Origin of the sequence: Hydrogenophaga sp. YM1 (genome assembly GCF_016903055.1) — a bacterium.
In the GTDB taxonomy this organism is placed as follows: Bacteria; Pseudomonadota; Gammaproteobacteria; order Burkholderiales; family Burkholderiaceae_C; genus Hydrogenophaga; species Hydrogenophaga borbori.
In genome coordinates this window covers 1,714,794-1,741,253 of sequence record NZ_CP070223.1, presented here as the reverse complement: position 1 = coordinate 1,741,253, position 26,460 = coordinate 1,714,794, and the positions used below count along the sequence as shown (strand labels likewise).

The 26,460-nt window shown below is 68.7% G+C and carries 22 protein-coding genes and 1 other RNA gene; 12 read left to right on the top strand and 11 right to left on the bottom strand.

Features of this window, described 5'->3' with window-relative positions; genetic code table 11:
• Positions 1–30 precede the first annotated feature (30 nt).
• The 5 genes from glnL to JNX00_RS08305 all read right to left on the bottom strand — a co-directional run bounded on the left by glnL (position 31) and on the right by JNX00_RS08305 (position 5,170).
• On the bottom strand, positions 31–1,164 hold the full coding sequence (gene glnL, locus JNX00_RS08325; protein ID WP_239478280.1) for a nitrogen regulation protein NR(II): 1,134 nt from the start codon (positions 1,162–1,164) through the stop codon (positions 31–33).
• A 42-nt stretch (positions 1,165–1,206) separates the two neighbouring features.
• On the bottom strand, positions 1,207–1,698 hold the full coding sequence (locus tag JNX00_RS08320) for a hypothetical protein (protein WP_070398175.1): 492 nt from the start codon (positions 1,696–1,698) through the stop codon (positions 1,207–1,209).
• A 175-nt stretch (positions 1,699–1,873) separates the two neighbouring features.
• Entirely contained in the window at positions 1,874–3,289 is a 1,416-nt protein-coding gene (gene glnA / locus JNX00_RS08315) for a type I glutamate--ammonia ligase (RefSeq protein WP_070398176.1), read from the bottom strand.
• Between the two features lie 169 nt (positions 3,290–3,458).
• Complete coding sequence (locus JNX00_RS08310; protein ID WP_204744663.1) at positions 3,459–4,274, bottom strand: molybdopterin-binding protein; 816 nt, start codon at positions 4,272–4,274, stop codon at positions 3,459–3,461.
• Positions 4,271–5,170: an EI24 domain-containing protein gene (locus JNX00_RS08305; RefSeq protein ID WP_239478279.1), complete on the bottom strand. Its 900-nt coding sequence runs from the start codon at positions 5,168–5,170 to the stop codon at positions 4,271–4,273. The genes JNX00_RS08310 and JNX00_RS08305 overlap by 4 nt, the downstream gene beginning before the upstream one ends.
• A 52-nt stretch (positions 5,171–5,222) precedes the next feature.
• Between JNX00_RS08305 and JNX00_RS08300 the strand changes: the two genes are divergently transcribed.
• A complete protein-coding gene (locus tag JNX00_RS08300; protein WP_204744661.1) occupies positions 5,223–6,050 on the top strand; it encodes an alpha/beta hydrolase in 828 nt (275 codons plus the stop codon).
• A gap of 222 nt (positions 6,051–6,272) precedes the next feature.
• Positions 6,273–7,007: a DUF2726 domain-containing protein gene (locus JNX00_RS08295; protein WP_070398180.1), complete on the top strand. Its 735-nt coding sequence runs from the start codon at positions 6,273–6,275 to the stop codon at positions 7,005–7,007.
• 21 nt (positions 7,008–7,028) lie between these two features.
• Here JNX00_RS08295 and JNX00_RS08290 read toward each other — a convergent pair whose 3' ends face one another.
• On the bottom strand, positions 7,029–7,760 hold the full coding sequence (locus JNX00_RS08290; RefSeq protein WP_204744660.1) for a 16S rRNA pseudouridine(516) synthase: 732 nt from the start codon (positions 7,758–7,760) through the stop codon (positions 7,029–7,031).
• A 120-nt stretch (positions 7,761–7,880) separates the two neighbouring features.
• Between JNX00_RS08290 and JNX00_RS08285 the strand changes: the two genes are divergently transcribed.
• Positions 7,881–8,528: a DUF2062 domain-containing protein gene (locus JNX00_RS08285; protein WP_239478278.1), complete on the top strand. Its 648-nt coding sequence runs from the start codon at positions 7,881–7,883 to the stop codon at positions 8,526–8,528.
• Here the strand turns inward: JNX00_RS08285 and ssrA are convergent.
• The 4 genes from ssrA to ompA all read right to left on the bottom strand — a co-directional run bounded on the left by ssrA (position 8,507) and on the right by ompA (position 11,035).
• Positions 8,507–8,916, bottom strand: a transfer-messenger RNA (tmRNA) gene (gene ssrA, locus JNX00_RS08280). The genes JNX00_RS08285 and ssrA overlap by 22 nt on opposite strands.
• Before the next feature lie 14 nt (positions 8,917–8,930).
• Entirely contained in the window at positions 8,931–9,605 is a 675-nt protein-coding gene (locus tag JNX00_RS08275; protein ID WP_070398182.1) for an HAD-IA family hydrolase, read from the bottom strand.
• Between the two features lie 3 nt (positions 9,606–9,608).
• Positions 9,609–10,316: a bifunctional 2-polyprenyl-6-hydroxyphenol methylase/3-demethylubiquinol 3-O-methyltransferase UbiG gene (gene ubiG / locus JNX00_RS08270; RefSeq protein ID WP_204744659.1), complete on the bottom strand. Its 708-nt coding sequence runs from the start codon at positions 10,314–10,316 to the stop codon at positions 9,609–9,611.
• Positions 10,317–10,384: 68 nt separating this feature from the next.
• Entirely contained in the window at positions 10,385–11,035 is a 651-nt protein-coding gene (gene ompA, locus JNX00_RS08265) for an outer membrane protein OmpA (protein WP_070398184.1), read from the bottom strand.
• Between the two features lie 263 nt (positions 11,036–11,298).
• Between ompA and gyrA the strand changes: the two genes are divergently transcribed.
• The 9 genes from gyrA (at position 11,299) to lapB (ending at position 22,821) form a co-directional block, all read left to right on the top strand.
• Positions 11,299–13,935 (top strand): DNA gyrase subunit A, encoded by a 2,637-nt coding sequence (gene gyrA, locus JNX00_RS08260; protein ID WP_204744658.1) that lies wholly within the window; start codon positions 11,299–11,301, stop codon positions 13,933–13,935.
• Entirely contained in the window at positions 13,935–15,026 is a 1,092-nt protein-coding gene (serC, locus tag JNX00_RS08255) for a 3-phosphoserine/phosphohydroxythreonine transaminase (protein WP_204744657.1), read from the top strand. Before gyrA ends, serC begins: the two co-directional genes overlap by 1 nt.
• Before the next feature lie 4 nt (positions 15,027–15,030).
• Positions 15,031–16,131 carry a prephenate dehydratase gene (gene pheA / locus JNX00_RS08250; RefSeq protein ID WP_070398187.1) on the top strand — a complete coding sequence of 367 codons (1,101 nt, stop codon included), beginning with the start codon at positions 15,031–15,033 and terminating at the stop codon, positions 16,129–16,131.
• Entirely contained in the window at positions 16,131–17,009 is an 879-nt protein-coding gene (locus JNX00_RS08245) for a prephenate dehydrogenase/arogenate dehydrogenase family protein (protein WP_070398188.1), read from the top strand. Before pheA ends, JNX00_RS08245 begins: the two co-directional genes overlap by 1 nt.
• A 14-nt stretch (positions 17,010–17,023) precedes the next feature.
• Positions 17,024–19,150, top strand: coding sequence for a bifunctional 3-phosphoshikimate 1-carboxyvinyltransferase/cytidylate kinase (locus JNX00_RS08240; protein WP_204744656.1), 2,127 nt, complete (start codon positions 17,024–17,026; stop codon positions 19,148–19,150).
• A gap of 179 nt (positions 19,151–19,329) precedes the next feature.
• Positions 19,330–21,015, top strand: coding sequence for a 30S ribosomal protein S1 (rpsA, locus tag JNX00_RS08235; protein WP_070398190.1), 1,686 nt, complete (start codon positions 19,330–19,332; stop codon positions 21,013–21,015).
• A 10-nt stretch (positions 21,016–21,025) separates the two neighbouring features.
• A complete protein-coding gene (locus JNX00_RS08230; RefSeq protein ID WP_070398191.1) occupies positions 21,026–21,349 on the top strand; it encodes an integration host factor subunit beta in 324 nt (107 codons plus the stop codon).
• 43 nt (positions 21,350–21,392) lie between these two features.
• Positions 21,393–21,686, top strand: coding sequence for a lipopolysaccharide assembly protein LapA domain-containing protein (locus JNX00_RS08225; RefSeq protein ID WP_070398192.1), 294 nt, complete (start codon positions 21,393–21,395; stop codon positions 21,684–21,686).
• Positions 21,676–22,821, top strand: a complete 1,146-nt coding sequence (gene lapB, locus JNX00_RS08220; protein WP_070398193.1) for a lipopolysaccharide assembly protein LapB — start codon at positions 21,676–21,678, stop codon at positions 22,819–22,821. The genes JNX00_RS08225 and lapB overlap by 11 nt, the downstream gene beginning before the upstream one ends.
• Here lapB and JNX00_RS08215 read toward each other — a convergent pair.
• The gene (locus JNX00_RS08215) at positions 22,818–26,438 is read right to left on the bottom strand and encodes a hydantoinase B/oxoprolinase family protein (protein WP_204744655.1); all 3,621 of its coding nucleotides are present in this window, start codon (positions 26,436–26,438) and stop codon (positions 22,818–22,820) included. The two genes, lapB and JNX00_RS08215, sit on opposite strands and share 4 nt — an antisense overlap.
• Positions 26,439–26,460: the final 22 nt, after the last annotated feature.

Sequence of the window (26,460 nt, the reverse complement as noted above, 5' to 3'; positions counted from 1 at the left end):
AGTCGCGCAAGTGCGTGCGTGTCGAATCGGTCAGGGCAAAGGGATCAGGATCTTGAAATCCGTCTCCCCCGGCGCGCTCTCGCACTCGATCAGGCCATGGTGCTGCTGCACGAATGTCTGCGCCAGCGTCAGCCCCAGGCCGGAGCCGCCCTCGCGTCCCGACACCAGCGGGAAAAAGATGCGGTCCTTGATCGAGTCCGGCACACCGGGCCCGTTGTCGATGACATGCAATTCCAGTGCCAGCCGGTAGCGCTGCTTGCCAAAGGTGAGCTGGCGGCCCACGCGGGTGCGGAAGGTGATGCGCGCATCGCCCGCCTCGATGCGCTCGGCCAGCGCCTGGGCCGCGTTGTGCGCGATGTTGAGCACCGCCTGTATCAACTGCTCGCGGTCGCCGCGGAACTCGGGGATGGAGGTGTCGTAGTCGCGCACCACCCGCAAGCCCTTGGGAAACTCGGCCAGGATGAGCGCGCGCACGCGCTCGCAGACCTCGTGGATGTTGACGTCGCCCACCACGTGCGGGCGGCGGTGCGGCGCCAGCAGCCGATCGACCAGCGATTGCAGGCGGTCGGCCTCGTGGACGATGACCTGGGTGTACTCGATCAGCTCCTTGGCCTGCAGCTCCATCTGCAACAGCTGCGCCGCGCCGCGGATGCCGCCCAGCGGGTTCTTGATCTCGTGCGCCAGGTTGCGGATGAGCTCCTTGTTGGCCTGGGCCTGGTCGAGCAGGCGCGCCTCGCGCTCCTGCCGCGTCTGCTGCTCCAGCGGCAGCATCTCCACCACCACCTCGCCCGTGCCCTCGGTCTGGGCCACGACGACATGCACGGACAGCGAGTCGTGGTTGAGGCGGCGCAGGTGGGCGTCGTAGCGCAGGGCCGCGAACTCGTTGTCGCGCGCGCCCTTCAGGGCGTTGTCGAGCAACACGGGTTCGGTGAAGCAGTCTTGCAGCTGGGCACCGGTGATGCTGCGCCGGGACAGGCCCAGCGCGTCTTCCAGCACGGCATTGGCGAAGAGCACGCGGCCCTGGTGGTCCACCACCGCCACGAGGGTGGCCAGCAGATCGAGCGCCTGGAAGCGCGGATGGGCGGCGGGCTCCTTGGGCGCCGCGCCGCGCCGCGCGACGAGGTGGATGAGGGAAGTGGCGTCAGGCGTTTTCAAGCCACCCATTGTGCGGCAGAAGCCGCGGCGCCAGCGCCCTGTCGGCAGGGCTCAGTTGGCGGCGGGTCCCAGGCGCTGCAGTTCGCGCCGCAGGCCGGCCACGTCGCTCTCGGCGCGCGCGACGGCGGCCTTCAGTTCTGCCACCCGGTCAAGGTAGCGCTGGTAGTTCCGGCTCTCGATGCCCTGCTTCTCGGGCTCCCCGTTGGCATAGGCCTTCTGCGCCTCGGCGAGCCGTTCTTCGGCCCGCCGCAGCTCGGTCTCGAGAATGGCGCGGGCGTCTGCGTCGCGGGCGCGCTGCGCGGCGTTGTCCACACGCGGCGCGCTGCCGCTGCCGCCACTGGCGCTGGGATTGCGCGGCGCAGCGGCCGGGCTGGGGCGCGTGCCTTCGATGACAGTGACATTGCCCCCCTGCAGCGGCGTGCAACCACGCTGCTTGGCCACCGCGGCGTTGTTGGTGTATTCGTTGCCACAGCGGTAGATGGTGTCCTGCGCCATGGCCGGCGTGGCCAGCAAGGCCGCCAGGACCAGCGGCAGGCGGGGCATCGGACGGGACGGGACAACGGACACGGAACCTCCAGCAAGGGTGAGCGCGGGGCAGTATGACGCAATTGCCCGGCGAAAGTGCCGGGGGCGAACCCGCAGCGACGTGCGCCCAAAAAAAAGGGACGGCCGGAGCCGTCCCTTCTGCGAATGCGGGCCCGCTCGCGCGGGCCGGCCATCACAGGCTGTAGTACATGTCGTACTCGACCGGGTGAGGCGCCATGCGAAAGCGCGTCACCTCTGCCATCTTGAGCTCGATGTAGGCGTCCAGCATGGAGTCGGTGAACACGCCACCCTTGGTCAGGAAGGCGCGGTCCTTGTCGAGGTAGTCCAGGGCCTGGTCCAGGCTGTGGCACACGGTGGGGACCAGCTTGTCCTCCTCGGGCGGCAGGTGGTACAGGTCCTTGGTGGCGGCCTCTCCCGGGTGGATCTTGTTCTCCACGCCGTCCAGGCCGGCCATCATCAGTGCCGAGAAGCACAGATAGGGGTTGGCCGAAGGATCGGGGAAACGCGCCTCGATACGGCGGCCCTTGGGATTCGCCACATGCGGGATGCGGATGGAGGCCGAGCGGTTGCGCGAGCTGTAGGCCAGCTTCACCGGGGCTTCGAAGCCAGGCACCAGGCGCTTGTAGCTGTTGGTGCCGGGGTTCGTGATGGCGTTGAGCGCGCGGGCGTGCTTGATGATGCCGCCGATGTAGTACAGCGCGAAGTCGCTCAGGCCGGCATAGCCGTCGCCAGCGAACAGGTTCTTGCCGTCCTTCCAGATGGACTGGTGCACGTGCATGCCCGAGCCGTTGTCACCGGCATAGGGCTTGGGCATGAAGGTCGCGGTCTTGCCATAGGCGTTGGCCACGTTCCAGACCACGTACTTCAGCACCTGGGTCCAGTCGGCGCGCTCGACCAGCGTGCTGAACTTGGTGCCGATCTCGTTCTGGCCAGCACCCGCCACCTCGTGGTGGAACACCTCGACAGGAATGCCCAGCGATTCGAGGATCAGGGACATCTCGGCGCGCATGTCCTGCGTGCTGTCGACCGGGGGCACCGGGAAGTAGCCGCCCTTGACGGTGGGGCGGTGGCCGCGGTTGCCGCCTTCCAGCTTGGCGCCGCTGTTCCAAGGCGCTTCGTACTCTTCGATCTCGAACATCACGCGGCCGGGCTCGTTGCTCCAGCGCACGCCGTCGAAGATGAAGAACTCGGGTTCCGGCCCGAAGAAGGCGGTGTCGCCCAGGCCGGAGGCCTTCAGGTAGGCCTCGGCGCGGCGGGCGATGGAGCGCGGGTCGCGGTCATAGGCCTTGCCGTCGCTGGGCTCGACCACGTCGCACTGCAGGAACAGGGTGGTCTCTTCGAAGAAGGGGTCGATGTTGGCGGTGTTCGGGTCGGGCATGAGTTGCATGTCCGAGGCCTCGATGCCCTTCCAGCCGGCGATGGACGAGCCGTCGAAGGCGTGGCCCGAGGTGAACTTGTCCTCGTCGAAAGCCGAAATCGGCACGGTGACGTGCTGCTCCTTGCCGCGGGTGTCGGTGAAGCGGAAGTCGACGAACTTGACTTCGTTGTCCTTCACCATCTGCATCACGTCTGCGACGGTCTTGGCCATCAATTGCTCCTGTATCTGGAAGGGTGGGTTGAAAAGCGACTACGGGGGCGTGACATGCAGTTTCCATGCCATGCAACGGCGCCCTCGGGTGCACGCGCACCGCCTTGGGACCGCCTGGCCGGCCTATTTGTCACCGTATTGGTGCACTCATGCACTGATTTGGAGATTTTTAAGGACGCACCAACTCGGGGCCCATTTCGGCCTTGCACGCGCGCAGGCCGGCCAGCAGCTCGGCAAAGGCGGGTTCGACGTCGGGCGCGGCGCCCTTGACGCCCAGCTCGATGTGGCGGCCGTAGGTGGGATGGTCCACGCTGGGCAGGCTGAACACCTTGACGGCGTGCGCGGCTTCGATCTGTTCCATCAGCGGGGTCAGCGCCGCTTCCATGGCCCCCATGACGATCACCGAGCGCTCGCGCCAAGCGCCTTGTCGGTGCAGGTGGCTGTAGCGCTGGTCGAGTACCCAGGCCAGCATGGGCCAGGCCATCACCGGGAAGCCGGGCACGAAGTGCACGTCGGCGCCGCCAGGGCCGCGGCAGCTGAAGCCGGGGATCTTGTTGTACGGGTTGGGAATGAGGCTGGCGCCCACCGGGAACACGCCCATGTTGTAGCGGTGCACGTTGTCCGGCCGCTCGGGTTCGAAGGGCACGCCCTGCTCTGCCGCCACGTCGCGCATGCGCTCTTCGATCAGCCGCGCCGCCTCGGGGTGCAGAGCGAGCTCCACGCCCAGAGCCGCGGCCGCGCATTGGCGGGTGTGGTCGTCGGGCGTGGCACCGATGCCGCCGCAGCAGAAGACCGGCTCGCGGCCCTCGAAGGCCGCCCGCAGCACGTCGGTGATGCGCGCGCGCTCGTCGCCCACCACCTGCGCCCAGGACAGCGCCAGCCCGCGCTCGGCGAGCAATTCGGCCACCTTGGGCAGGTGCTTGTCCTGCCGCTTGCCCGACAGGATCTCGTCGCCGACGATGATCAGACCGAAGCTGGTGCTCATGGTGCGGGCGCGGGTGCGGTGGGCGGCAGGGGCAGCGGATCGGGGCTGGGCGGCGGCGCTGGGGGCTCCAGCGTGGGCTCGACCGGTACCACCTCGACCGGTACCACGGCGCGCAGGTGCTCCAGCACGGCCAGCGCATAGTGCGCGAACCACAGCGACGCGAACGCGAACACCAGCGTGTAGACCCAGATCGCCACCGGCACCAGCAGCGGCGCCAGGGCGATGAACATGGCACCCGAGGCCCACAGCAGGCTGGGCGCGGCGCCCAGGTAGCCGCAGAGCACCCCCATCAACAGCAGTGTGCCGCGGTGCTCGCGCATGATGCGCCGGCGCTCGTCGCCACTGGCGTGCGTGGCCAGGGCATCGAACGCGAACACGCGGTAGGTGAGCCAGCCCCAGATCAGCGGCGGCAGGATCAGCACCAGGGGCGGCACCAGCCACAGCGGCATGGACAGCACCAGCACCACCACCGCCAGCAGCGTGGAGCCCAGCGACCAGAACACGCTCACGATGAACGAGCCGCCGCGCCGCTTCTCGAGCTGGGGGAAGCGGCGCTGCCCCACGAGATCGACCATCGCGGGCGTCATGAACACCGCCACCAGCAGCAGGCACAGCAGCACGATCACCGGCGTGGCCAGCACCAGCACGATGAGCGGCGCGAACACCGCGCGCAGCGACCCCATGCCCATGCGCTCCAGCCAGCCCAGGAAGGCTTGCACCAGGTCGAAGGCTTCGAACCAGGCCATGACGGAGGCCACCGCCCCATCCCAGAAGAAATAGCCCAGGGCGAACGACAAGGCCACCATGAGCACCAGAGGCAGGAAGGACAGCGCGATCACGCGCGGGTGCAGGCAGTAGGCCACCGCCCGCCAGAAGGCATCGAACATCGCTCGCATGGCGCGAAGAATACCCGCAAGCGCCGACAAACCGGCCGCTAGGATGTCGCCCATGGATCGCATCGACATTCACGGCGTGCGGCTGGAGGCCGCCCACATTCCCGGTCCGTCCGGCCCCGCCCCCCTGGTGTTCCTGCACGAAGGCCTGGGCAGCGTCGCCATGTGGACCCAGCGCAACCTGTTCTGGCCCGAGGCGCTGTGCCGCGCCAGCGGGCGCGCCGGCTGGCTGTTCTCGCGTCGCGGCTACGGCCAGTCGGACCCGGTGGCCGACGTGCGCGGCACGCCGCGCCAGGACGGCTTCTGGCATGTCGGCCGCCACGAGCCCGACTACATGCACCGCGAGGCCTTCGAGGTGCTGCCCTTGCTGCTGTCCCGCCTGGGCCTGCGCGAACCGGTGCTCGTGGGCCATTCCGACGGGGCCACCATCGCCCTGCTGCACGCCAGCCGGCACCCGGTGGCGGGCTGCATCGCCATCGCGCCGCACGCCTTCGTCGAGGACGTGTCCATTCGTTCCATCGCCCAGGCGCGCGACCAGTACCTGGCCACGCACGACGACCCGCGCGGCCTGCGCCAGCGCCTGGCCCGTTACCACCGCGACGTGGACAACGCCTTCTGGCAGTGGAACGACATCTGGCTCAGCCCGGCCTTTCGCGACTTCGACATCCTGGGCGCCTGCGCGGACATCCGCGCCCCGCTGCTCCTGGTGCAGGGCGAGCAGGACGAATACGGCACGCTGCAACAGTTACATCGCGTGCGGGAACAAGCGCGCCACGCCGACGTCCTGACCCTGCAGGATTGCGGACACAGCCCGCACCGTGACAAACCACACGAACTCACCGAGGCACTTGAACACTGGTTCCGGTCTTCCATCACGGCCTGAGCGGGGATTCCCTTCCCTGAGGGACGGAGTGCGCCCCATCCCACCCCACAATCGCCTCGCACGCCCCGTTCCCACCCCCGCCCCGCAGCCTGCAGACCACAGCCTGGCCGCCAAATCACCAAACAAATCACGAGCGGCCCGGCTTTGCCCCAAGGCGGATACCCGGTGCGTCCGGCACCTCTATACACTTTGATACATCTTGGTCGCCCCTGACCCCAACGCATGAGCATCTGGACCCACCCCTGGCTGATCGCCGCCCTCGTACCCGCCCTGCTGGCGGTGGGCGCGCTGGCGCATCGGGCCTGGGCGGAGCGCCAGGCGCGGCAGAAGCGCCGCCTGCCCAAGCATTGGCCGCTGACCGGGCGCCCGCTGGCCAACAGCGAGGAAGCCCGCGTCTGGCATTGGCTGGCGCGGGCCTTCTACGACCACCACGTCATGATCAAGCTGCCGGTGACGCGCTTCACCCTGCCTCGCCAACGCGAGGAAGGCATGGAGTGGTACCGGCTTCTGGGCGGTGTGTACTGCACCTTCACCGTCTGCAAGTCCGATGGCCGCGTCATCGGCTGCCTGGACGTGCCGGGTCCCGCGGGCATTCCGCGCAGCACGCGCGCGCTCAAGCACTCCCTGCTGAGCCAGATCGGCCTGCCGTACTGGGTGGTGCGCTCCAACAGCCTGCCCACGGTGGCCGAGATCCGCGCCGAGTTCCTGGGCGAGTCCGAACTCAACCGCGCCATGCGCGAACGCGAGATGGAAGAGCGCGCCATCATCGCGGCCCAGACCAACCTGCGCAGCGCGCTCAACCGCCAGCGGAGCACGCGCTCGCACAGCGACTTCAACCCCTTGTCCAGCTGGCCCAACAGCGTGCCCGACGCGCGCAGCAGCGACTACCACTCGCAGTGGCAGGACAACAATTCCTTCCTGATGCCACTGGACAGCCGCAAGGGCGACCTGCTCTGAACGGCCCGCGCGGTGCGCCGCTCAGCGCCCGCGCAAACCCTGCACTTCCTCTGGCGTGAGCCAGCGCCAATGGCCCGGGGCCATATCCGGCGGCAGACTCAAGGCGCCAATGGCCGAACGGTGCAGCGCCTCCACGCGGTTGCCCACCGCGGCCACCATGCGCTTGACCTGGTGGTATTTGCCCTCGGTGAGCACCAGCCGCAGGTGGTGAGCGTCCACCAAGGTCGCGCCAGCCGCCCGCACCGGCCGGGGATCGTCGTCGAGCACCACCCCATCGAGCAGCCGCTGACAGGCGAGACCGTCCATGGCGTGGCGCAAGCTGACCTCGTACACCTTGGGCACGTGGTGGCGGGGCGAAGTGAGGCGGTGGATGAACGCGCCGTCGTCGGACAGCAGCAGCAGCCCCGTCGTGTCGTGGTCGAGCCGGCCGACGGCCTGCACCCCGGCGGCCGCGCCACCGCCGCGCTGGCGCAGCGGCGCGGGGAGCAGGGTGTAGATGCTGGGGTGCGCGCCGGGACGCTGGGAACACTCGAAGCCAGCGGGCTTGTGCAGCGCCAGGTAGGCGCGCTCGTGCCAGGTCCAGGGCACCCCTTCCACCTCGAACACGAAGCCCTGCGGCTCGAACAGCGCGTCGGGGTCCAGGCAAGGCTGCGGCGGCGAACCGACGCGCACGCGACCCTGCTGCACCAGGCCACGGCACACGCGGCGGGTGCCGAAGCCCTGGGTGAAAAGCAGTTCTTCCAAGCGTTTCATGGGCCGCGAGTCTACTGAGGCGGCAGGCCGCGACAATGGCGCCAGGCGCTCCGCGCGAACTCGCTGCGCCCGGCCGGATCGGTGAGAGACCGCCGCCACCCCCATCTGCCGCCTTTCCCCGTGACATCCCGTTTTTCACAAAAACTCAAGGCCTGGCTGCCCACGCCCGAGACCATCCTTGGCAACCGCTGGCTGCGCTGGCTGGCACCGTTCATGGCCCATCCGCGTCTGTGGCACCTGAGCCGCAAGGGCGTGGCCCTGGGCGTGGCGCTGGGCGTTTTCTTTGGCCTGCTGATCCCGATCGCCCAGATGCCCGTGGCGGCCACCCTGGCCGTGGTGCTGCGCGCCAACGTGCCGGTGGCCATGGCCAGCACGTTCGTCACCAACCCCGTCACTTTCGGGCCCGTGTACTACGTGGCCTACCGGCTCGGCAAGGCCGTGCTGGGCGAGGACGAAGCCGTTCAGCCGCCGGCCATGAGCGAAGAGCGCCTGGTGGAAGAACTCACCGCCACGCCCGACCCGGAGGCCGAGCGGCTGGGCCTGGTCGACCGGCTCAAGCGCTGGCTGGCGCAGATCGGCCAGGTCGGCAAACCGCTGTTCGTGGGATTGGCGGTCCTGGCCGTCGCTTGCGGCCTGGTGGCGTACGCCATCGCGCATGCGGCGTGGCGCTTGCGCGTGCGCTGGGACAGGCGTCGGCGCCTGAAACAGCGCGAGCCCGCGGGCCAGCGGCCCACGGGCGGAAAAGGTGGTGGAGCTGGGGGGAATTGAACCCCCGTCCGCAAGCCTTCTTCGAGCAGTTCTACATGCGTAGCCGTCTGTTTTGGGTCTCGCCGGCCGGATCGCGCAGTGGCACGCTACCCGGTCAACCAGCAGCCTTGGATCTCATCCCGCGCCAAGCTGCCCGGCGCGGAACCAGTCGATGTGAATGACCTCGCGGCTTCAGGCCTTGCGGCCCTCGGCGCAGCCCATCGACGAGCTGTTGCGAGGATCGGGGAGGTTAGGCCCCGAACGACTCTACTTAGGCCGCGAGGGCGAAAGCTTTGTCGTTTGCTGCTTCAGTATTGGCAGTTGGTTTGTTTCTGCGGTTTTACGAGGTGACAGAACCTCGGCATGCCCTGCTGCGCGTCCGAACCCACGTCGAAACCGGTGCAGCCCCAGGAGAGTGGGATTTTAGGGCAGTTCGATCAGATTCAAGACCTCGAGTGGCGCATCGATCTGCGCATCGGCGCCCCAGGCCGCGACGTCCGCGCCAGGACCCAGGTAACCGTAGCGCGCGGCCACCGTGCGCATGCCGGCGGCACGCCCCGCTTGGATGTCGCGTTCGTCGTCGCCCACGTAGACGCAGCGCCCTGGGTCGACCCCCAGGCGCCGGGCCGCCTCCAGCAGCGGTGCGGGGTGGGGCTTGGCGTGCGGCGTGGTGTCGCCGCAGACGATGGCCCCCGCCGCGTCGAACAGCCGCAGCGACCGGGCAATGGGGTGGGTGAGCCGCTCGGCCTTGTTTGTCACCACGCCCCAGCGCATGTCCGCGCCACTCAAGGCCTCCAGCAGCGTTGGCACGCCGTCGAAGGGCCTCGTGAGTTGCAGCATGCGCGCCTCATAGGCGTCGAGGAAGGCCAAACGCAGGGCGGCGTACTCTGGGTGATCGGGCGCCATGTCGAACGCCACGCGCAACATGCCACGCGCGCCCGCGCCGGCATGGGCGCGGTACGAGCCGATCGGCAGCGCTGGCAAGCCGCGCGCCTCGCGCAGGCTATCGGCCGCACCGCCGAGATCGGGCGCGCTGTCGAGCAGCGTGCCGTCCAGATCGAATAGCACGGCCTGCAGGCCATTGAAGCGCTGACCCATCGCTCAGACCTTGCGCGTGCCGAACAGGTAATTCACGCTGGTGTCACCGCTGAGCCAATAGCGCCGCGTGAGCGGGTTGTATTCCATGCCGCGCGTGTGCTCCAGCGCCAGGCCGGCGCCGCGGCAATGGGCCGCGAGCTCACTCGGCCGAATGAAGCGCGCGTACTCGTGCGTGCCCCGCGGCAGCAGGCCCAGCACGTACTCGGCCCCCAGGATCGCGAACAGGAAGGCCTTGGGGTTGCGGTTGAGCGTGGAGAAAAACACGTGCCCACCCGGCTTCACCAGCGCGGCGCAGGCGCGGACCACGGAGGATGGATCGGGCACGTGCTCCAGCATCTCCATGCACGTCACCACATCGAAACTCTCCGGCTGCTCGCGCGCCAGTTCCTCGACGCTGATCTCCTGGTAGCGCACGCCGGACGTACCCGCCTCCAGGGCATGGAGCTGGGCCACGCGCAAGGCCTTGGACGCCAGGTCGATACCGAGCACGTCCGCACCCAGCCGCGCCATGCCATCGGACAAGATGCCTCCACCGCACCCCACATCAAGCACCCGTTGGCCCTTCAAGGGCGCAATGCCATCAATCCACGCCATGCGCAGCGGATTGATCTGGTGCAAGGGCCTGAATTCACCATCGGGATCCCACCAGCGGTGGGCGAGGTCGGAAAATTTGGCCAGTTCGGCCGGATCGGCATTCGTTTGCGCAGTCATTGGGCAATTATCGAGAAGACAACAAAAAACCGCGCCGAGGCGCGGTTCTTTGAGAACGATCGAATCGATCAGTTCTTGCGAGTACCGACCACTTCGACTTCCACGCGGCGGTTCTTGGCGCGGCCTTCGCGGGTGGCGTTGTCGGCCACCGGCTGGGTCAGGCCCTTGCCTTCGGTGTAGATGCGGTTGCTTTCGATGCCCTTGCTCACCAGGTAGGCCTTGACGGCTTCGGCGCGACGAACCGACAGGGTCTGGTTGTAGGCGGCCTTACCGGTCGAGTCGGTGTGGCCCACGGCGATCACCACCTCGAGGTTGATGCCTTTCACCTTGCCAGCCAGGTCGTCCAGCTTGGCTTTGCCTTCGGGCTTGAGCACGGCCTTATCGAAATCGAAGAAGGCGTCGGCGGCGTAGGTCACCTTGGTGGCGGCGGGGGCCACGGGGGCGGCGGCAGGCGCGGGCTTCGGGGCCGGAGCGGCGGCGGGTGCCGGAGCCGGGGCCGGGGCGGGGGCCGGAGCGGCCGCCGGCACGATGGCGCCGTCGCAACCCTTGGCAGCGGTCGCGGGGGTCCAGGAGGCGTCACGCCAGCAGAGTTCGTTGGTGCCGTTTTTCCACACCAGCTCGCTGGTGCCATTGCGCCAGTTGTCGATGGTCTGGGCGCCAGCAGCCGTTGCCATGGCGGCGGTTGCAAACAGCATTGCCACTCGGTTGAGTTTCTTCATGGTTTTCCTCTAGGTAAGCCGCAGACGACCTGCGTGACGTATTTAGATATAGAGGCGCCTGGATGTGAGCACTCCAAAACGCTCAAGTCATTGTGCCACAAGGATCATCGCGCCAATCCCGGGGCGCCAAGATCAGACAACGCCTACGGGCCTGACGCGACATCCGTTGCCCAGGTACAACATGACCGCCCAGGCAAGCGCCCGATTGGCGCCGATTAAAATCTTCCGTTGCCTTGCAGAGACCCATCACGCGCCCTTCTTCCATGACCTCATTCGCCAAAGAAACACTGCCCATCAGTCTGGAAGAGGAGATGCGCAGGAGCTACCTCGATTACGCCATGAGCGTGATCGTGGGCCGCGCCCTGCCAGACGCCCGCGACGGTCTCAAGCCGGTGCACCGGCGCGTGCTCTATGCGATGCACGAGCTCAACAACGACTGGAACCGGCCCTACAAAAAATCGGCCCGTATCGTCGGCGATGTGATCGGTAAGTACCACCCGCACGGCGACTCGGCGGTGTACGACACCATCGTGCGCATGGCCCAGGACTTTTCCCTGCGGCACATGCTGGTGGACGGTCAGGGCAACTTCGGCTCGGTCGATGGCGACAACGCCGCGGCCATGCGATACACCGAGATCCGCCTGTCGAAGATCGCCCACGAGATGCTGGCCGACATCGACAAGGAGACGGTCGACTATGGCCCCAACTACGACGGCAGCGAGAAGGAGCCGCTGGTGCTGCCGACGCGCCTGCCCAACCTGCTGGTCAACGGCAGCGCGGGCATTGCCGTGGGCATGGCCACCAATATCCCGCCGCACAACCTCAACGAGGTGGTGGACGCCTGCCTGCACCTGCTGAAGAACCCCGAGGCCTCCATCGACGAACTCATGGAGATCATCCCGGCGCCCGATTTCCCCACCGCCGGGATCATCTATGGCGTGCAGGGCGTGAAGGACGGCTACCGCACCGGCCGCGGCCGCGTGGTGATGCGCGCCAAGTGCCACTTCGAGGACATCGACCGCGGCCAGCGCCAGGCCATCATCGTTGACGAGCTGCCCTACCAGGTCAACAAGAAGACGCTGCAGGAGCGCATGGCCGAGCTGGTGCACGAGAAAAAGATCGAGGGCATCAGCCACATCCAGGACGAGTCGGACAAGTCCGGCATGCGCCTGGTGATCGAGCTCAAGCGCGGCGAGGTGCCCGAGGTTGTTCTGAACAACCTCTACAAGCAGACGCAGCTGCAGGACACCTTCGGCATCAACATGGTCGCGCTGGTGGATGGCCAGCCGCGACTGTGCAACCTGAAGGACCTGGTCACGGTCTTCCTGGAACACCGCCGCGAGGTGGTGACGCGGCGCACCATCTTCAACCTGCGCAAGGCGCGCGAGCGCGGCCACGTGCTCGAAGGCCTGGCCGTGGCCCTGGCCAACATCGACGAGTTCATCCGCATCATCCGCGAATCGCCCACGCCGCCGGTGGCCAAGGCCGAGCTGATGACCCGCAGCTGGGACAGCCAGCTGGTGCGCGAGATGCTCACGCGCGCCAAGGCCGACGGCGGCACGATCAACGCCGACGACTACCGACCCGAAGGCCTGGACCGCGGCTACGGCATGCAGGGCGACGGCCTGTATCGCCTGTCGGACACGCAGGCCCAGGAAATCCTGCAGATGCGCCTGCAGCGCCTGACCGGCCTGGAGCAGGACAAGATCGTCGCCGAGTACAAGGACGTGATGGCCGAGATCGATGACCTGCTCGACATCCTGGCCAAGCCCGAGCGCGTTTCGATCATCATCAGCGAAGAACTGGTCGCGGTGAAACAGGAGTTCGGCCAGACCAAGCTGGGCGCGCGCCGCAGCGAGATCGAGCACAACGCCCAGGACCTGGCCACCGAGGACCTGATCACGCCGACCGACATGGTCGTCACGCTGAGCCACTCGGGCTACATCAAGAGCCAGCCGCTCAACGAGTACCGCTCGCAAAAGCGCGGCGGGCGCGGCAAGCAGGCCACGGCCACCAAGGAAGACGACTGGGTCGACCAGCTCTTCATCGCCAATACGCACGACTGGATCCTGTGCTTCTCCAACCGCGGCCGCCTGTACTGGCTCAAGGTCTGGGAGGTGCCCAGCGGCTCGCGCGGCTCGCGCGGCAAGCCCATCGTGAACATGTTCCCGCTGGCCGAGGGCGAGAAGATCAACGTGGTGCTGGCGCTCACCGGGGAGTTCCGCAGCTTCCCCGCCGACCACTACGTGTTCATGGCCACGGCGGGCGGCACGGTCAAGAAGACCGCGCTCGACGAATTCAGCAACCCGCGCAAGGCCGGCATCATCGCCGTCGACCTGGACGAAGGCGACTACCTCATCGGAGCCGCGCTCACCGACGGCCGTCACGACGTGATGCTGTTCTCCGACGGCGGCAAGGCCGTGCGCTTCGACGAGAACGACGTGCGCCCCATGGGCCGCAACGCGCGCGGCGTGCGCGGCATGATGCTGGAGGACGGCCAGAGCGTGATCGCCATGCTGGTGGCCGAGGACGAGACGCAGAGCGTGCTCACCGCCACCGTCAACGGCTACGGCAAACGCACCCCGATCGGCGAGTACACGCGCCACGGCCGGGGCACCAAAGGCATGATCGCCATCCAGCAGAGCGAGCGCAACGGCAAGGTCGTGGCCGCCACGCTGGTGCACACCGACGACCAGATCATGCTGATCACCGACAAGGGCGTGCTGGTGCGCACCCGCGTCGCCGAGATCCGCGAAATGGGCCGCGCCACGCAGGGCGTGACGCTGATCTCGCTGGACGATGGCGACGAACTCTCCGGCCTGCAGCGCATCGTCGAAAACGACGCCAACGTTCCCGAGGGTGGTGAACCCGACAGCGGCGACGCCGCGCCGGCCGCGTGATGGCGCGGCCCTACAACTTCTCCGCCGGCCCGGCCGCGATGCCGGCCGAGGTGCTGGAGATCGCCGCGCGCGAGATGCTCGACTGGCACGGCACCGGCATGGGCGTGATGGAAATGAGCCACCGCGGCAAGGCCTTCGGCGAGATCGCCGCCCAAGCCGAGGCCGACCTGCGCGAACTGCTGGCCGTGCCCTCGCACTTCAAGATCCTGTTCATGCAGGGCGGCGGCCTGGCCGAAAACGCCATCGTGCCGATGAACCTGTCGCACGGCGGCGTGGTCGACTTCGTGGTCACGGGCGGCTGGAGCCAGAACTCGCTGAAAGAGGCCGGGCGCTACGCGCGGACCCATCTGGCCGCGAGCAACGCCGACAGCCGCCACACCACCCTGCCCGATCCGGCCAGCTGGCAACTCTCGCCCGACGCGCAGTACGTGCACATCTGCAGCAACGAAACCATCCATGGGGTGGAGTTCCAGGCGCTGCCCGACCTCAAGGCCCTGGGCAGCCATGCCCCGCTGGTGGTCGACTTCTCTTCGCACGTGGCCTCGCGCCCGGTGGACTGGTCGCGCGTCGGCCTGGCCTTTGGCGGCGCGCAGAAGAACCTGGGGCCGGCCGGTCTCACGCTGGTGGTGGTGCGCGAGGACCTGCTCGGCCACGCCCTGCCCATCTGCCCCAGTGCCTTCAACTACAAGACCGTGGCGGACAACGCCTCGATGTACAACACGCCGCCCACCTACGCGATCTACATCGCGGGCCTGACCTTCCAATGGCTCAAGCGCCAGGGTGGCGTGGCGGCCATGGAGGCGCGCAACATCGCCAAGGCCAAGCTGCTGTACGACTTCCTCGACCAGTCGCCCTTCTACGAAAACCGCGTCGCGCCCGACTGCCGCTCGCGCATGAACGTGCCGTTCTTCCTGAAGGACGAGTCGCGCAACGAGGCCTTCCTGGCCGGCGCACAGGCGCGCGGCTTGCTGCAGCTCAAGGGGCACAAATCGGTCGGCGGCATGCGCGCCAGCATCTACAACGCGATCCCCATCGAAGGCGTCCAGGCCCTGGTGGACTACCTGCGCGACTTCGAAAAGGAAATGGCCTGATCCGATGGCAGCTTCACCGCAACAATCCGAAGCCCTGGGCGAACTGCGCGTTCAGATCGACGCGATCGACCAGCAACTGCTGACACTGCTGAACCAGCGCGCGCTGGTGGCCGAGAAGGTCGGCGAACTCAAACGCCAGGAAGGCTCGCCCTTCTTCCGCCCGGACCGCGTGGCCCAGGTCATCGAGAAGATCCAGACCGCCAACCCCGGCCCGCTGCTCAACCAGCACGTGGGCGCCATCTGGCGCGAGATCATGTCGGCCTGCCTCGCGCTGGAGACGCCGCAGCGCGTGGCCGTGCTGGGACCGCAGGGCACCTTCTGCGAGCAGGCGGCCATCGAGTTCTTCGGCAGCGCCGCCAACCTGATCCACTGCGCCAGCTTCGACGAGGTCTTCCACGCCACCGCCGCCGGCACGGCCCAGTTCGGCGTGGTCGGCGTCGAGAACACCACCGAAGGCGTGGTCGCGCGCTCGCTCGACCTGTTCCTGCGCTCGCCCGTGCACGTGGTGGGCGAGGTGAGCCTGCTGGTGCGCCACAACCTGCTGTGCCGCGAGGCCTCGCTCGAGGGCATCGAGGTCGTGATGGCCCACCCCCAGGCGCTCGCGCAGTGCCAGGGCTGGCTGTCGCAGCACCTGCCGAACGCCGAGCGCCGCGCCGTCTCCAGCAACGCCGAGGGCGCGCGCCTGGCCGCCGAGGACCCGCGCTTCGCCGCCCTGGCCAGCGAGCGCGCCGCCGCGCAGTTCGGCCTGCACATCGTCGCGCACGCGGTGCAGGACGAGGCCTACAACCGCACGCGCTTCGCCATCATCTGCCTGCCGCAGACCCTGGCCATGCCGCCCGCCAGCGGGCGCGACTGCACCAGCCTCGTGGTGTCGGTGCCCAACCGCCCCGGCGCCGTGCACGACCTGCTGGTGCCGCTGAAGCAGCACGGCGTGTCCATGACGCGCTTCGAATCGCGCCCCGCCAAGTCCGGTCAATGGGAGTACTACTTCTACATCGATCTCGCCGGCCACCCCTCGCAGCCGCACGTCGCGGCCGCGCTCGAAGAACTGCAACGCCTGTGCGCCTTCTACAAGGTGCTGGGCGCCTACCCGGTGACGGAATGATGTTTGAGCAACTCGGACTGATCGGCTGCGGCCTCATGGGCGGCTCCTTCGCGCTCGCGCTCAAGCGCGCCGGGCTGGTCAAGCGCGTGGTGGGCTACAGCAAGTCGCCGTCCACCACCGAACGCGCGCGCCAGCTCGGCGTGATCGACGTGGAAGCACCGTCCGCGCTGCTCGCCGTCTCGGGCGCCGACCTGGTGCTGCTGGCCGTGCCGGTGTCCGCCACCGAGGCCACCTTCAAGGCCATCCGCCACCTGGTGCGCAACGACGTGCTCATCATGGACGTGGGCTCCACCAAGCGCGAGGTCATCGACGCCGCGCGCCGCGTGCTGCGCGAGCAGGTGGGCGTGTTCGTGCCAGCCCACCCCATCGCCGGCAAGGAGCTGGCCGGCGTGGACCACGCCGACCCCGACCTCTACACCGGCCGCCAGGTCATCCTCACGCCCATCGAGCGCACCCTGCCCGCGCACCTGGACAAGGCCGAGAAGGTCTGGCGCGCGCTGGGCTGCCAGGTCAAGCGCATGACGCCCGAGGGGCACGACGCCGCCTACGCGGCCATCAGCCACCTGCCGCACCTGCTGGCCTTCGCGCTCATGAACGCCATCCAGAAGCAGGACGAGGGCAAGGACTTCCTGGCCCTGGCGGGTCCCGGCTTCCGCGATTTCACCCGCATCGCGGCCAGCGACGCCGCCGTCTGGCGCGACATCCTGCTGTCCAACAAGGAAGAGCTGGTCTCGCAGTCGCGCCATTTCCTGCGCGCCCTGCAAGAGCTGGAGGCGGCGATCAAGAACAACGACCCCGACGCGCTCGAAACCTTGATCGACCAGGCCAGCGAGGCGCGCGCCGGCTGGCGCATGACGGCCGTCAAGCCCCAGGGCTGAGCCGCCGACCGCGCATGTTCGACATCCCCAGCCTCGACCTCCCTTCCCTCACCAGCGCCGGCGGCCGCGTGCGCCTGCCGGGCTCCAAGAGCATCTCCAACCGCGTGCTGCTGCTGGCCGCGCTCAGCGAAGGCCCCACCCTGGTCGAGGACCTGCTCGACTCCGACGACACGCGCGTGATGCTCGCGGCCCTGCGCCAGCTGGGCTGCGCCATCGAAGAGACCGGCCCGGCCAGCGTGCGCGTGCAGGGCCTGGGCGGGCGGCTGCCGGTGCGCGAGGCCGCCCTCTTCCTGGGCAACGCCGGGACCGCCATGCGCCCGCTGACGGCCGCGCTGTCGCTCCTGGCCACGGCCCAGGGCGCACGCTTCGAGCTGTCCGGCGTGCCGCGCATGCACGAGCGCCCCATCGGCGACCTGGTCGACGCCCTGCGCCAACTCGGCTGCCCGGTGGCCTGCCTGCAGAACGAAGGCTACCCACCGCTGCGCCTGGGCGACGGCAGCACGCACCCGCTGCGCCTGGACGGGCCCATCCGCGTGCGCGGCGACGTCTCCAGCCAGTTCCTCACCGCCCTGCTGCTCGCGCTGCCGCTGGTGGCGCAGGAGCGCGACGCGGTGATCGAGGTCACCACAGAGCTCATTTCCAAGCCCTACATCGAGATCACGCTCAAGCTGCTGCAGCGCTTCGGCGTGGATGTGCGGCGCGAGGGCTGGCAGCGTTTCACCATCCCGCGCGGCAGCCGCTACGCCTCGCCGGGGCGCATCGCCGTCGAGGCCGACGCCTCCTCGGCCAGCTACTTCATCGCGCTGGGCGCGATCGCGCCCGCCACGCCAGGGACCGACGGCGTCGTGATCGAAGGCGTGGGCACGGACTCCATCCAGGGCGACATCCGCTTCATCGAGGCCGCGCGGCTCATGGGCGCCGAGGTCGAGGGCGACGGCAACCGCCTGCGCGTGCGCCGCGGCGCCTGGCCGCTCAAGGCCATCGACCTCGACTGCAACCACATCCCCGACGCGGCCATGACCCTGGCCGTGATGGCGCTCTACGCCGACGGCACCACCACGCTGCGCAACATCGCCAGCTGGCGCGTGAAGGAAACCGACCGCATCGCCGCCATGGCCATCGAAGGCCGCAAGCTCGGCGCCACCATCGAAGAAGGCGCGGACTTCATTCGCGTCACGCCGCCCGCGGGCCCCGCCGCCGGGACGCCCCAAGGCGGGGCAGCGCCCTCGGAGGGTAGCGAACCACACGCAGTGGGGAGCGTGGGGGCCTACGGATGGCGGCGGGCCAGCATCCACACCTACGACGACCACCGCGTCGCCATGTGCTTCTCGCTCGCGGCGTTCAACCCGGCCGGCCTGCCGGTGCGCATCGAAGACCCCAAGTGCGTGGGCAAGACCTTCCCCGACTACTTCGAAACCCTGTTCGGCGTCTGCCACACGCCGGCCGAGCGCATCCCCGTCATCTGCATCGACGGCCCCACCGCCTCCGGCAAGGGCACGCTGGCGGCCGAGCTGGCCTCGCGCCTGGGCTACCACCTGCTCGACTCCGGCGCCCTGTACCGCCTGGTGGGCCTGGCGGCCGAGCGCGAGGGCCTGTCCACCACCGAAGCCGACCTGCGCGAGCCCGCCCATGCCGAGCGCCTGGGCCGCCTGGCCGCCGGCCTGGACGTGCGCTTCACCCCCGGCAAGACCTGGCTGGAAGGCGAGGACGTCACCGAAGCCCTGCGCGCCGAACCCGCCGGCATGGCGGCCTCGCGCGTCTCGGCCGTGCCCCAGGTGCGCGCCGCCCTGGTCGACCTGCAACTGCAGATGCGCCACCTGCCCGGCCTGGTGGCCGACGGCCGCGACATGGGCACCGTCATCTTCCCCGGCGCCCCGCTGAAGATCTACCTCACGGCCAGCGCCGAGCAGCGCGCCCAGCGCCGCCATAAGCAATTGATTTCAAAGGGAATACCGGCTATACTCGACGACCTTCTGGCCGACCTCAAGGCGCGCGACGCTCGCGACATGAACCGCGCGCACGCTCCCCTGAAGCCGGCCGAAGACGCGGTGCTGCTGGACAACTCCGAACTGGACATCGAGCAATCGGTGCAATTCGTGTTGAAACGCTGGCACGGCCAACAGGCTTTCCCGGTCCGCTGAGCAAGCCACCCCCAGGCCCCGAAGACCCCGCCGGATGTTCCCCGTCCGCAGGTCCCAGGGATCGTCAACCAACCCGCCGTGTTCCACACGGCACAACGCTACACCGCCCACCCGTCGTCACCCGCGCCGCCCCCTGCGGGCCTCCGTGCGCCGACACCAAGCGGTTTCAGGAAAACCCAATGTCTGAATCTTTTGCCGCCCTCTTTGAAGAGTCCCTCAAGCGCGCCGAAATGCGCGCGGGCGAAGTCATCACCGCCGAGGTCGTTCGCATCGAACACAACCACGTGGTGGTCAACGCCGGTCTGAAGTCGGAAGCCTACGTCCCGCTGTCCGAATTCAAGAACGACCAAGGCGAACTCGAAGTGCAGGTCGGCGACTTCGTGTCCGTCGCCATCGACTCCGTCGAGAACGGCTTCGGCGACACCCTGCTGTCGCGCGACAAGGCCAAGCGCCTGGCCTCGTGGATGGCCCTGGAAAAGGCCCTGGAGTCGGGCGAATTCGTCACCGGCACCACCACCAGCAAGGTCAAGGGCGGCCTCAAGGTCATGGTCAACGGCATCAGCGCCTTCCTGCCGGGCTCGCTGGTCGACAGCCGTCCCACCAAGGACCTCACCCCCTACGAGAACAAGACCCTGGAATTCAAGGTCATCAAGCTCGACCGCAAGCGCAACAACGTGGTGCTGAGCCGCCGCGCCGTGGTGGAAGCCTCCATGGGCGAAGAGCGCGCCAAGCTGATGGAAACCCTGAAGGAAGGCGCCATCGTGCACGGCGTGGTCAAGAACATCACCGAGTACGGTGCGTTCGTCGACCTCGGCGGCATCGACGGCCTGCTGCACATCACCGACATGGCCTGGCGCCGCGTGCGCCACCCCAGCGAGGTGGTGCAGGCCGGCCAGGAAATCACGGCCAAGATCCTCAAGTTCGACACCGAGAAGCAGCGCGTCTCGCTGGGCCTCAAGCAGATGGGCGACGATCCCTGGCTGGGCGTGAGCCGCCGCTACCCGCAGGGCACCCGCATGTTCGGCAAGGTCACGAACATCGCCGACTACGGCGCGTTTGTGGAACTCGAGCCGGGCATCGAAGGCCTGGTGCACGTCTCCGAAATGGACTGGACCAACAAGAACGTGGCCCCGTCCAAGCTGGTGTCGCTGGGTGACGAGGTCGAGGTCATGGTCCTCGACATCGACGAAGACAAGCGCCGCATCTCCCTGGGCATGAAGCAGTGCCGCGCCAACCCCTGGCACGAATTCGCCGAGCAGACCAAGCGCGGCGACCGCGTCAAGGGCCCGATCAAGTCGATCACCGACTTCGGCGTGTTCGTCGGCCTGGCCGCCGGCATCGACGGCCTGGTGCACCTGTCCGACCTGTCCTGGAACGAAGCCGGCGAACAAGCCGTGCGCAACTACAAGAAGGGCCAGGAAGTCGAGGCCGTGGTGCTCGCCATCGACGTCGAGCGCGAGCGCATCAGCCTGGGCATCAAGCAGCTCGACGGCGACCCGTTCACCACCTTCGTGTCGGTGAACGACAAGGGCTCCGTCGTGACCGGCAAGGTCAAGACCGTGGACGCCAAGGGCGCCGAAATCGACCTCGGCGAAGACGTGCTCGGCTACCTGCGTGCCTCGGAAATCAGCCGCGACCGCGTGGAAGATGCCCGCAACGTGCTCAAGGAAGGCGACGAGGTCTCGGCCGTGGTCGTCAACGTCGACCGCAAGACGCGCAACATCCAGCTGTCGATCAAAGCCAAGGACAACGCCGACGCGCAGGAAGCCATGGCCAACCTGAGCCAGAGCGCGGGCAATGCCGGCACCACCAGCCTGGGCGCCCTGCTGCGCGCCAAGCTGGACAACAGCAGCAACGGCCGCTGATCCGCGTCCAATGACCCGCAGCGATCTTGTCGAAGCCCTGGCCGCCCGGTTCGGCCAGCTCACCCACCGCGATGCCGAGTTCGCCGTCAAGGCGATCCTCGACGCCATGGGCGATGCCCTGGTGAAGGGCCACCGCATCGAGATCCGGGGCTTCGGCAGTTTCTCGGTCAATCGCCGCTCGCCTCGCATCGGACGCAACCCGCGTTCGGGCGAGAGCGTGATGATTCCCGAGAAGCGCGTGCCCCACTTCAAGCCCGGCAAGGCCTTGCGCGAGCAGGTCGACGAGCGCACCGCCCTCATGCAGCAGCACGAGGACCAGCGACGCACCGGCTGATACCCCCTCGCTACAATCGTCCCCCACCACTTGAGGGGATGTTTTGAAGTACCTCATGTGGCTGCTCAACGCGGCCATTTTTTTTGTCCTCTTCGCCTTCGCGCTGAACAACCAGGACAGCGTCACGCTCAAGCTGTTCTTCGGCCACAGCTGGGAGGCACCGCTGGTGCTGGTGCTGCTGCTGGTGCTGCTCATCGGCGTGTTCCTCGGTGTCATCGTGATGCTGCCGCTGTGGCTGCGCGCCCGCCGGCACCGCCAGCGCGGCAACACCACCCTGTTCGGCAGCGAAACCACGCTGATGCCACAAGACCCCGTCGATCGCCGGCATGGACTTTGACCTGACCTGGCTGCTCTGGGGCCTGCCGGTGGCTTTCGCACTGGGCTGGGTGGCCTCGCGCCTGGACCTGCGCCAGTGGCGCATCGAAGGCCGGCAGGCGCCCAAGGCCTATTTCCGCGGCCTGAACCACCTGCTCAACGAACAGCAGGACCAGGCCATCGACGCCTTCATCGAGGCCGTGCAGGGCGACCCCGACACCACCGAGCTGCACTTCGCCCTGGGCAACCTGTTCCGCCGCCGCGGCGACTACGACCGCGCCGTGCGCGTGCACGAACACCTGCTCTCGCGGGCCGACCTCAACCGCAAGGAGCGCGACCGCGCCCAGCACGCACTGGCGCTCGATTTCCTCAAGGCCGGCCTGCTCGACCGCGCCGAGTCGGCGCTGAGCAAACTGGAAGGCACGGCCTTCGAGAACGAGGCGCGCCTGGCGCTGCTGGGCATCTACGAACGCTCGCGCGACTGGGCGCAGGCCCGCGCCATTGCCGAAAAGCTCGACTCGGCGGAGCACGGCGCCTTCACCACGCGCGTGGCGCACTACCTGTGCGAACTGGCCGAGCTCGCGCACCGCGAGGGCCAGGCCGAGCGCGTGCGTGCCCTGCTCGATGAGGCCGTGCGGCGCGCGCCCACGCTGGCGCGCGGCTGGATGGCGCGCTCGGCCCTGCGCAGCCAGCAGGGCGACGCGGCCGGCGCCCTGGACGACCTGCTGGCCCTGGCCGAGCAGGCGCCCGCCGCCCTGCCGCTGGCCGCGCGCGCCATGGCCGAGCTGGCCCAGCAGACCGGCCGCACCGACCCCGTGCTGCGCGCCCTGGGCAACGCCCAGGCGCGCGCGCCCTCCATCGATGTGACCGAGGCCCTGGCCCGCCTGGCGCCGCAGCCCGAGGGCGCGCGCGGCATGTACCTGCGCCACCTGGAAGCTGAGCCCTCGCTCGTGATCGCCAGCCAGTGGCTGGCGGGCGAGACCCTGTCCAACCCGCAGGCCCAGTCCAGCGTGCAGCGTGCGCTGGAGCATGCCAGCGGCCCGCTGCGGCGCTACCGCTGCGCGGCCTGCGGCTTCGAAGCGCGCCAGCACTTCTGGCAGTGCCCGGGCTGCCAGGCCTGGGACAGCTACCCGGCGCGCCGCGTGGAAGAGCTCTAGGCCTGCCCGTACCCGCCGCCACCCGGCGTGTGGATCTCGAAGATGTCGCCCGCGGCCATCTCGGCCTGGCCGATGTGCTTGAGTTCTTCCGTGCGCCCGTCGGCGCGCACCACGCGGTTGATGCCCAGCGCCCCCGGCTGGCCACCGGCCATGCCGAACGAGGGGTGAACGCGCCCGTTGGACAGGATGCTCGCCGTCATGGGCTCCAGGAAGCGCACGCGGCGCACGCCCCCGTCGCCGCCATGCCAGCGCCCCGCACCACCCGAGCCCTGGCGGATCTGGTAGCTCTCCAGCCGCACCGGGAAGCGGAACTCCAGCACCTCGGGGTCCGTCATGCGCGAGTTGGTCATGTGCGTCTGCACCACCGACGTGCCGTTGAACCCGTCGACCAGCCGGCCCGCTTCGTCCGTCACGCCGCCCGCGCCGCTGCCGCCCGAGATCGTCTCGTAGTACTGGTGGCGCGCATTGCCGAAGGTGAAGTTGTTCATCGTGCACTGGCTCGCCGCCATCGCCCCCAGCGCGCCGTACAGCGCGTTGGTGATGCAGGTGGAGGTCTCCACGTTGCCGGCCACCACCGAGGCCGGGGGGTTCGGGTTGAGCATGCAACCCGGCGGGATGATGACTTCAAGGGGCTTGAGGCAGCCCGCGTTGAGCGGAATGTCGTCGTCCACCAGCGTGCGGAACACGTACAGCACCGCCGCCATGCACACCGCCGTGGGCGCGTTGAAGTTGTTGGTCTGCTGCGGGCTGGTGCCGGTGAAGTCGATGCGCGCGCTGCGCTCGGCGGCGTTCACGCGCACCGCCACCTGGATCTGCGCGCCGTTGTCCAGCGGCAGGGTGAACTGGCCGTTCTTCAGGCGCGTGATCACGCGGCGCACCGATTCCTCGGCGTTGTCCTGCACGTGGCGCATGTAGGCCTGCACCACGTCCAGGCCGAACTGCTCGACCATCTTGCGCAGCTCCTGCACGCCCTTCTCGTTGGCGGCGATCTGCGCCTTCAGGTCCGCCATGTTCTGCTGCGGGTTGCGGCTGGGGTACTCGCCGCTCTGCAGCAGCGCGACCATCTCGGCCTCGCGCAGGCGCCCGCCCTCCACCAGCTTCACGTTGTCGATCTGCACGCCTTCTTCCTCGATGCGCGTGGAGAACGGCGGCATGGAGCCCGGCGTGGTGCCGCCGATGTCGGCGTGGTGGCCGCGCGAGCCCACATAGAAGGTCGGCTGGTCGGCGCCGCCGATGTAGACCGGCGTGATCACCGTCACGTCGGGCAGGTGGGTGCCGCCGTGGTACGGGTCGTTGAGCACATACACGTCACCCGGTTGCATGCGGCCCGCGTTCTTTCGGATCACGGTCTTGATGCTCTCACCCATCGAGCCCAGGTGCACCGGCATGTGCGGCGCGTTGGCGATCAGGTTGCCCTCGGCGTCGAACAGCGCGCAGGAGAAGTCCAGCCGCTCCTTGATGTTCACCGAGTAGGCGGTGTTCTGCAGCTGCAGACCCATCTGCTCGGCGATGTTCATGAACAGGTTGTTGAACACCTCCAGCAGCACCGGGTCTACCGTGGTGCCCACGGCGTGGCGCGCCGCGCGCGGCACGCGCCGCTCCAGCACGAGGTGGTCCAGCGCGGTGAGCTGGGCCTCCCAGCCCGGCTCCACCACGGTGGTGGCGTTCTTCTCGGCGATGATGGCCGGGCCGGGGATGACGTCGCCCGGGCGCAGGTCCTCGCGCACCACCAGGGCGGCGTCCTGCCACTGGCCCTCGGCGTACAGCCTGACCGTGTCGCGGCGCGGCACCTCGCGCGGCTCGTGCAGGGCGTGGCGCGGCTCGGCGGGCGCGTCGCCCGCCACCACGGCCTCCACCGACACCGCCTCGGCGATCAGGCGCTTGCCCGGCATGAGGAAGGCGAAGCGCTGGCGGTAGGCCGCCTCGAAGGCCGACTCGATGGCGGCCAGCTCGCCGAAGGGCACGATGAGCGCGGCGTCGCTGCCCTCGTAGCGCACGTGCACGCGGCGGTGCATTTGCACCTCGCCCTGGCTCACCTGCTGGGCGCGCAGCTCCTCGCCCGCCGCCTGGGCCAGCGCCTCGAGCTGCCCGGCGATGGCGTCGAGCGCGCCGGCCTCCAGCACGCGCTCCACCGCCTGCTCCTTGATCACGTTCTGATCGGCCAGGCCCATGCCATAAGCGCTCAGCACGCCCGCCAACGGGTGCACGAACACGCGGCCCATGCCGAGCGCGTCGGCCACCAGGCAGGCGTGCTGGCCGCCCGCGCCGCCGAAGCACTGCAGGGTGTAGCGCGTCACGTCGTAGCCGCGCGCCACCGAGATCTTCTTGATCGCGTTGGCCATCTGCTGCACGGCGATGCGGATGAAACCCTCGGCCACGTCTTCGGCCGTGCGGCCCGTGTCGCGCGCGAGCGCGTCGAACTTCTCTCGCACGGCCTCGGCGCTCAGGGCCTCGTTGGCCTGCGGACCGAAGACCTTCGGAAAGTGGGCGGGCTGGATCTTGCCGAGCATCACGTTGGCGTCCGTCACGGCCAGCGGACCGCCGCGGCGGTAGCTCGCGGGGCCGGGGTTGGCGCCCGCGCTCTCGGGGCCGACGCGAAAGCGCGAGCCGTCGAAGCTGAGGATGGAGCCACCGCCGGCCGCCACGGTGTGGATGCTCATCATGGGCGCGCGCATGCGCACGCCAGCCACCTGGGTCTCGAACTCGCGCTCGAAGGCGCCCGCGTAGTGCGACACGTCGGTGGAGGTACCGCCCATGTCGAAGCCGATCACCTTGTCGTGTCCAGCCAGGGTGGCTGTGCGGGCCATGCCCACGATGCCGCCCGCCGGGCCCGAGAGGATGGCGTCTTTGCCCTGGAAGCGGTGCGCATCGGTCAGGCCGCCGCTGCTCTGCATGAAGAACAGCGGCACGCCGGGCATCTCGCTCGCCACCTGGTCCACGTAGCGGCGCAGGATGGGCGAGAGGTAGGCGTCCACCACCGTGGTGTCGCCCCGGCTCACGAACTTCATCATCGGGCTGGTTTCGTGCGAGGTGCTGACCTGCGTGAAGCCGATCTCCCTGGCCAGCCGCGCGGCCGCGGCCTCGTGGGCGGTGTAGCGGTAGCCGTGCATGAAGACAATGGCCACGCTGCGCAGGCCGGCATCAAAGGCGGCCCACAGGCGCTCGCGCAGGTGCGCCTCGTCCAGCGCCTCGATCAGCTCGCCGTGCGCCCCGACGCGCTCCTGTGCCTCGATCACGCGGCTGTAGAGCAGCTCAGGCAGGACGATGTGGCGGTCGAACAGGCGCGGGCGGTTCTGGTAGGCAATGCGCAGCGCGTCGCGGAAGCCGCGCGTGGTGACCAGCAGCGTGGGCTCGCCCTTGCGCTCCAGCAGCGCGTTGGTGGCCACGGTGGTGCCCATCTTCACGCAGGCCACCTGGCGGGGCGTCACCGGCTCGCCGGGCTTGAGGTTCAGCAGGTGGCGGATGCCCGCCACCGCCGCGTCGCGGTATTGCTCGGGGTTTTCGGACAGCAGCTTGTGCGTGGTGAGCGTGCCGTCGGGCCGCTTGGCCACGATGTCGGTGAAGGTGCCGCCGCGGTCGATCCAGAACTGCCAGCGGGGGTCTTGCGTTGAGGTCATGTCGGTGGGGCGCGTGCGCCGT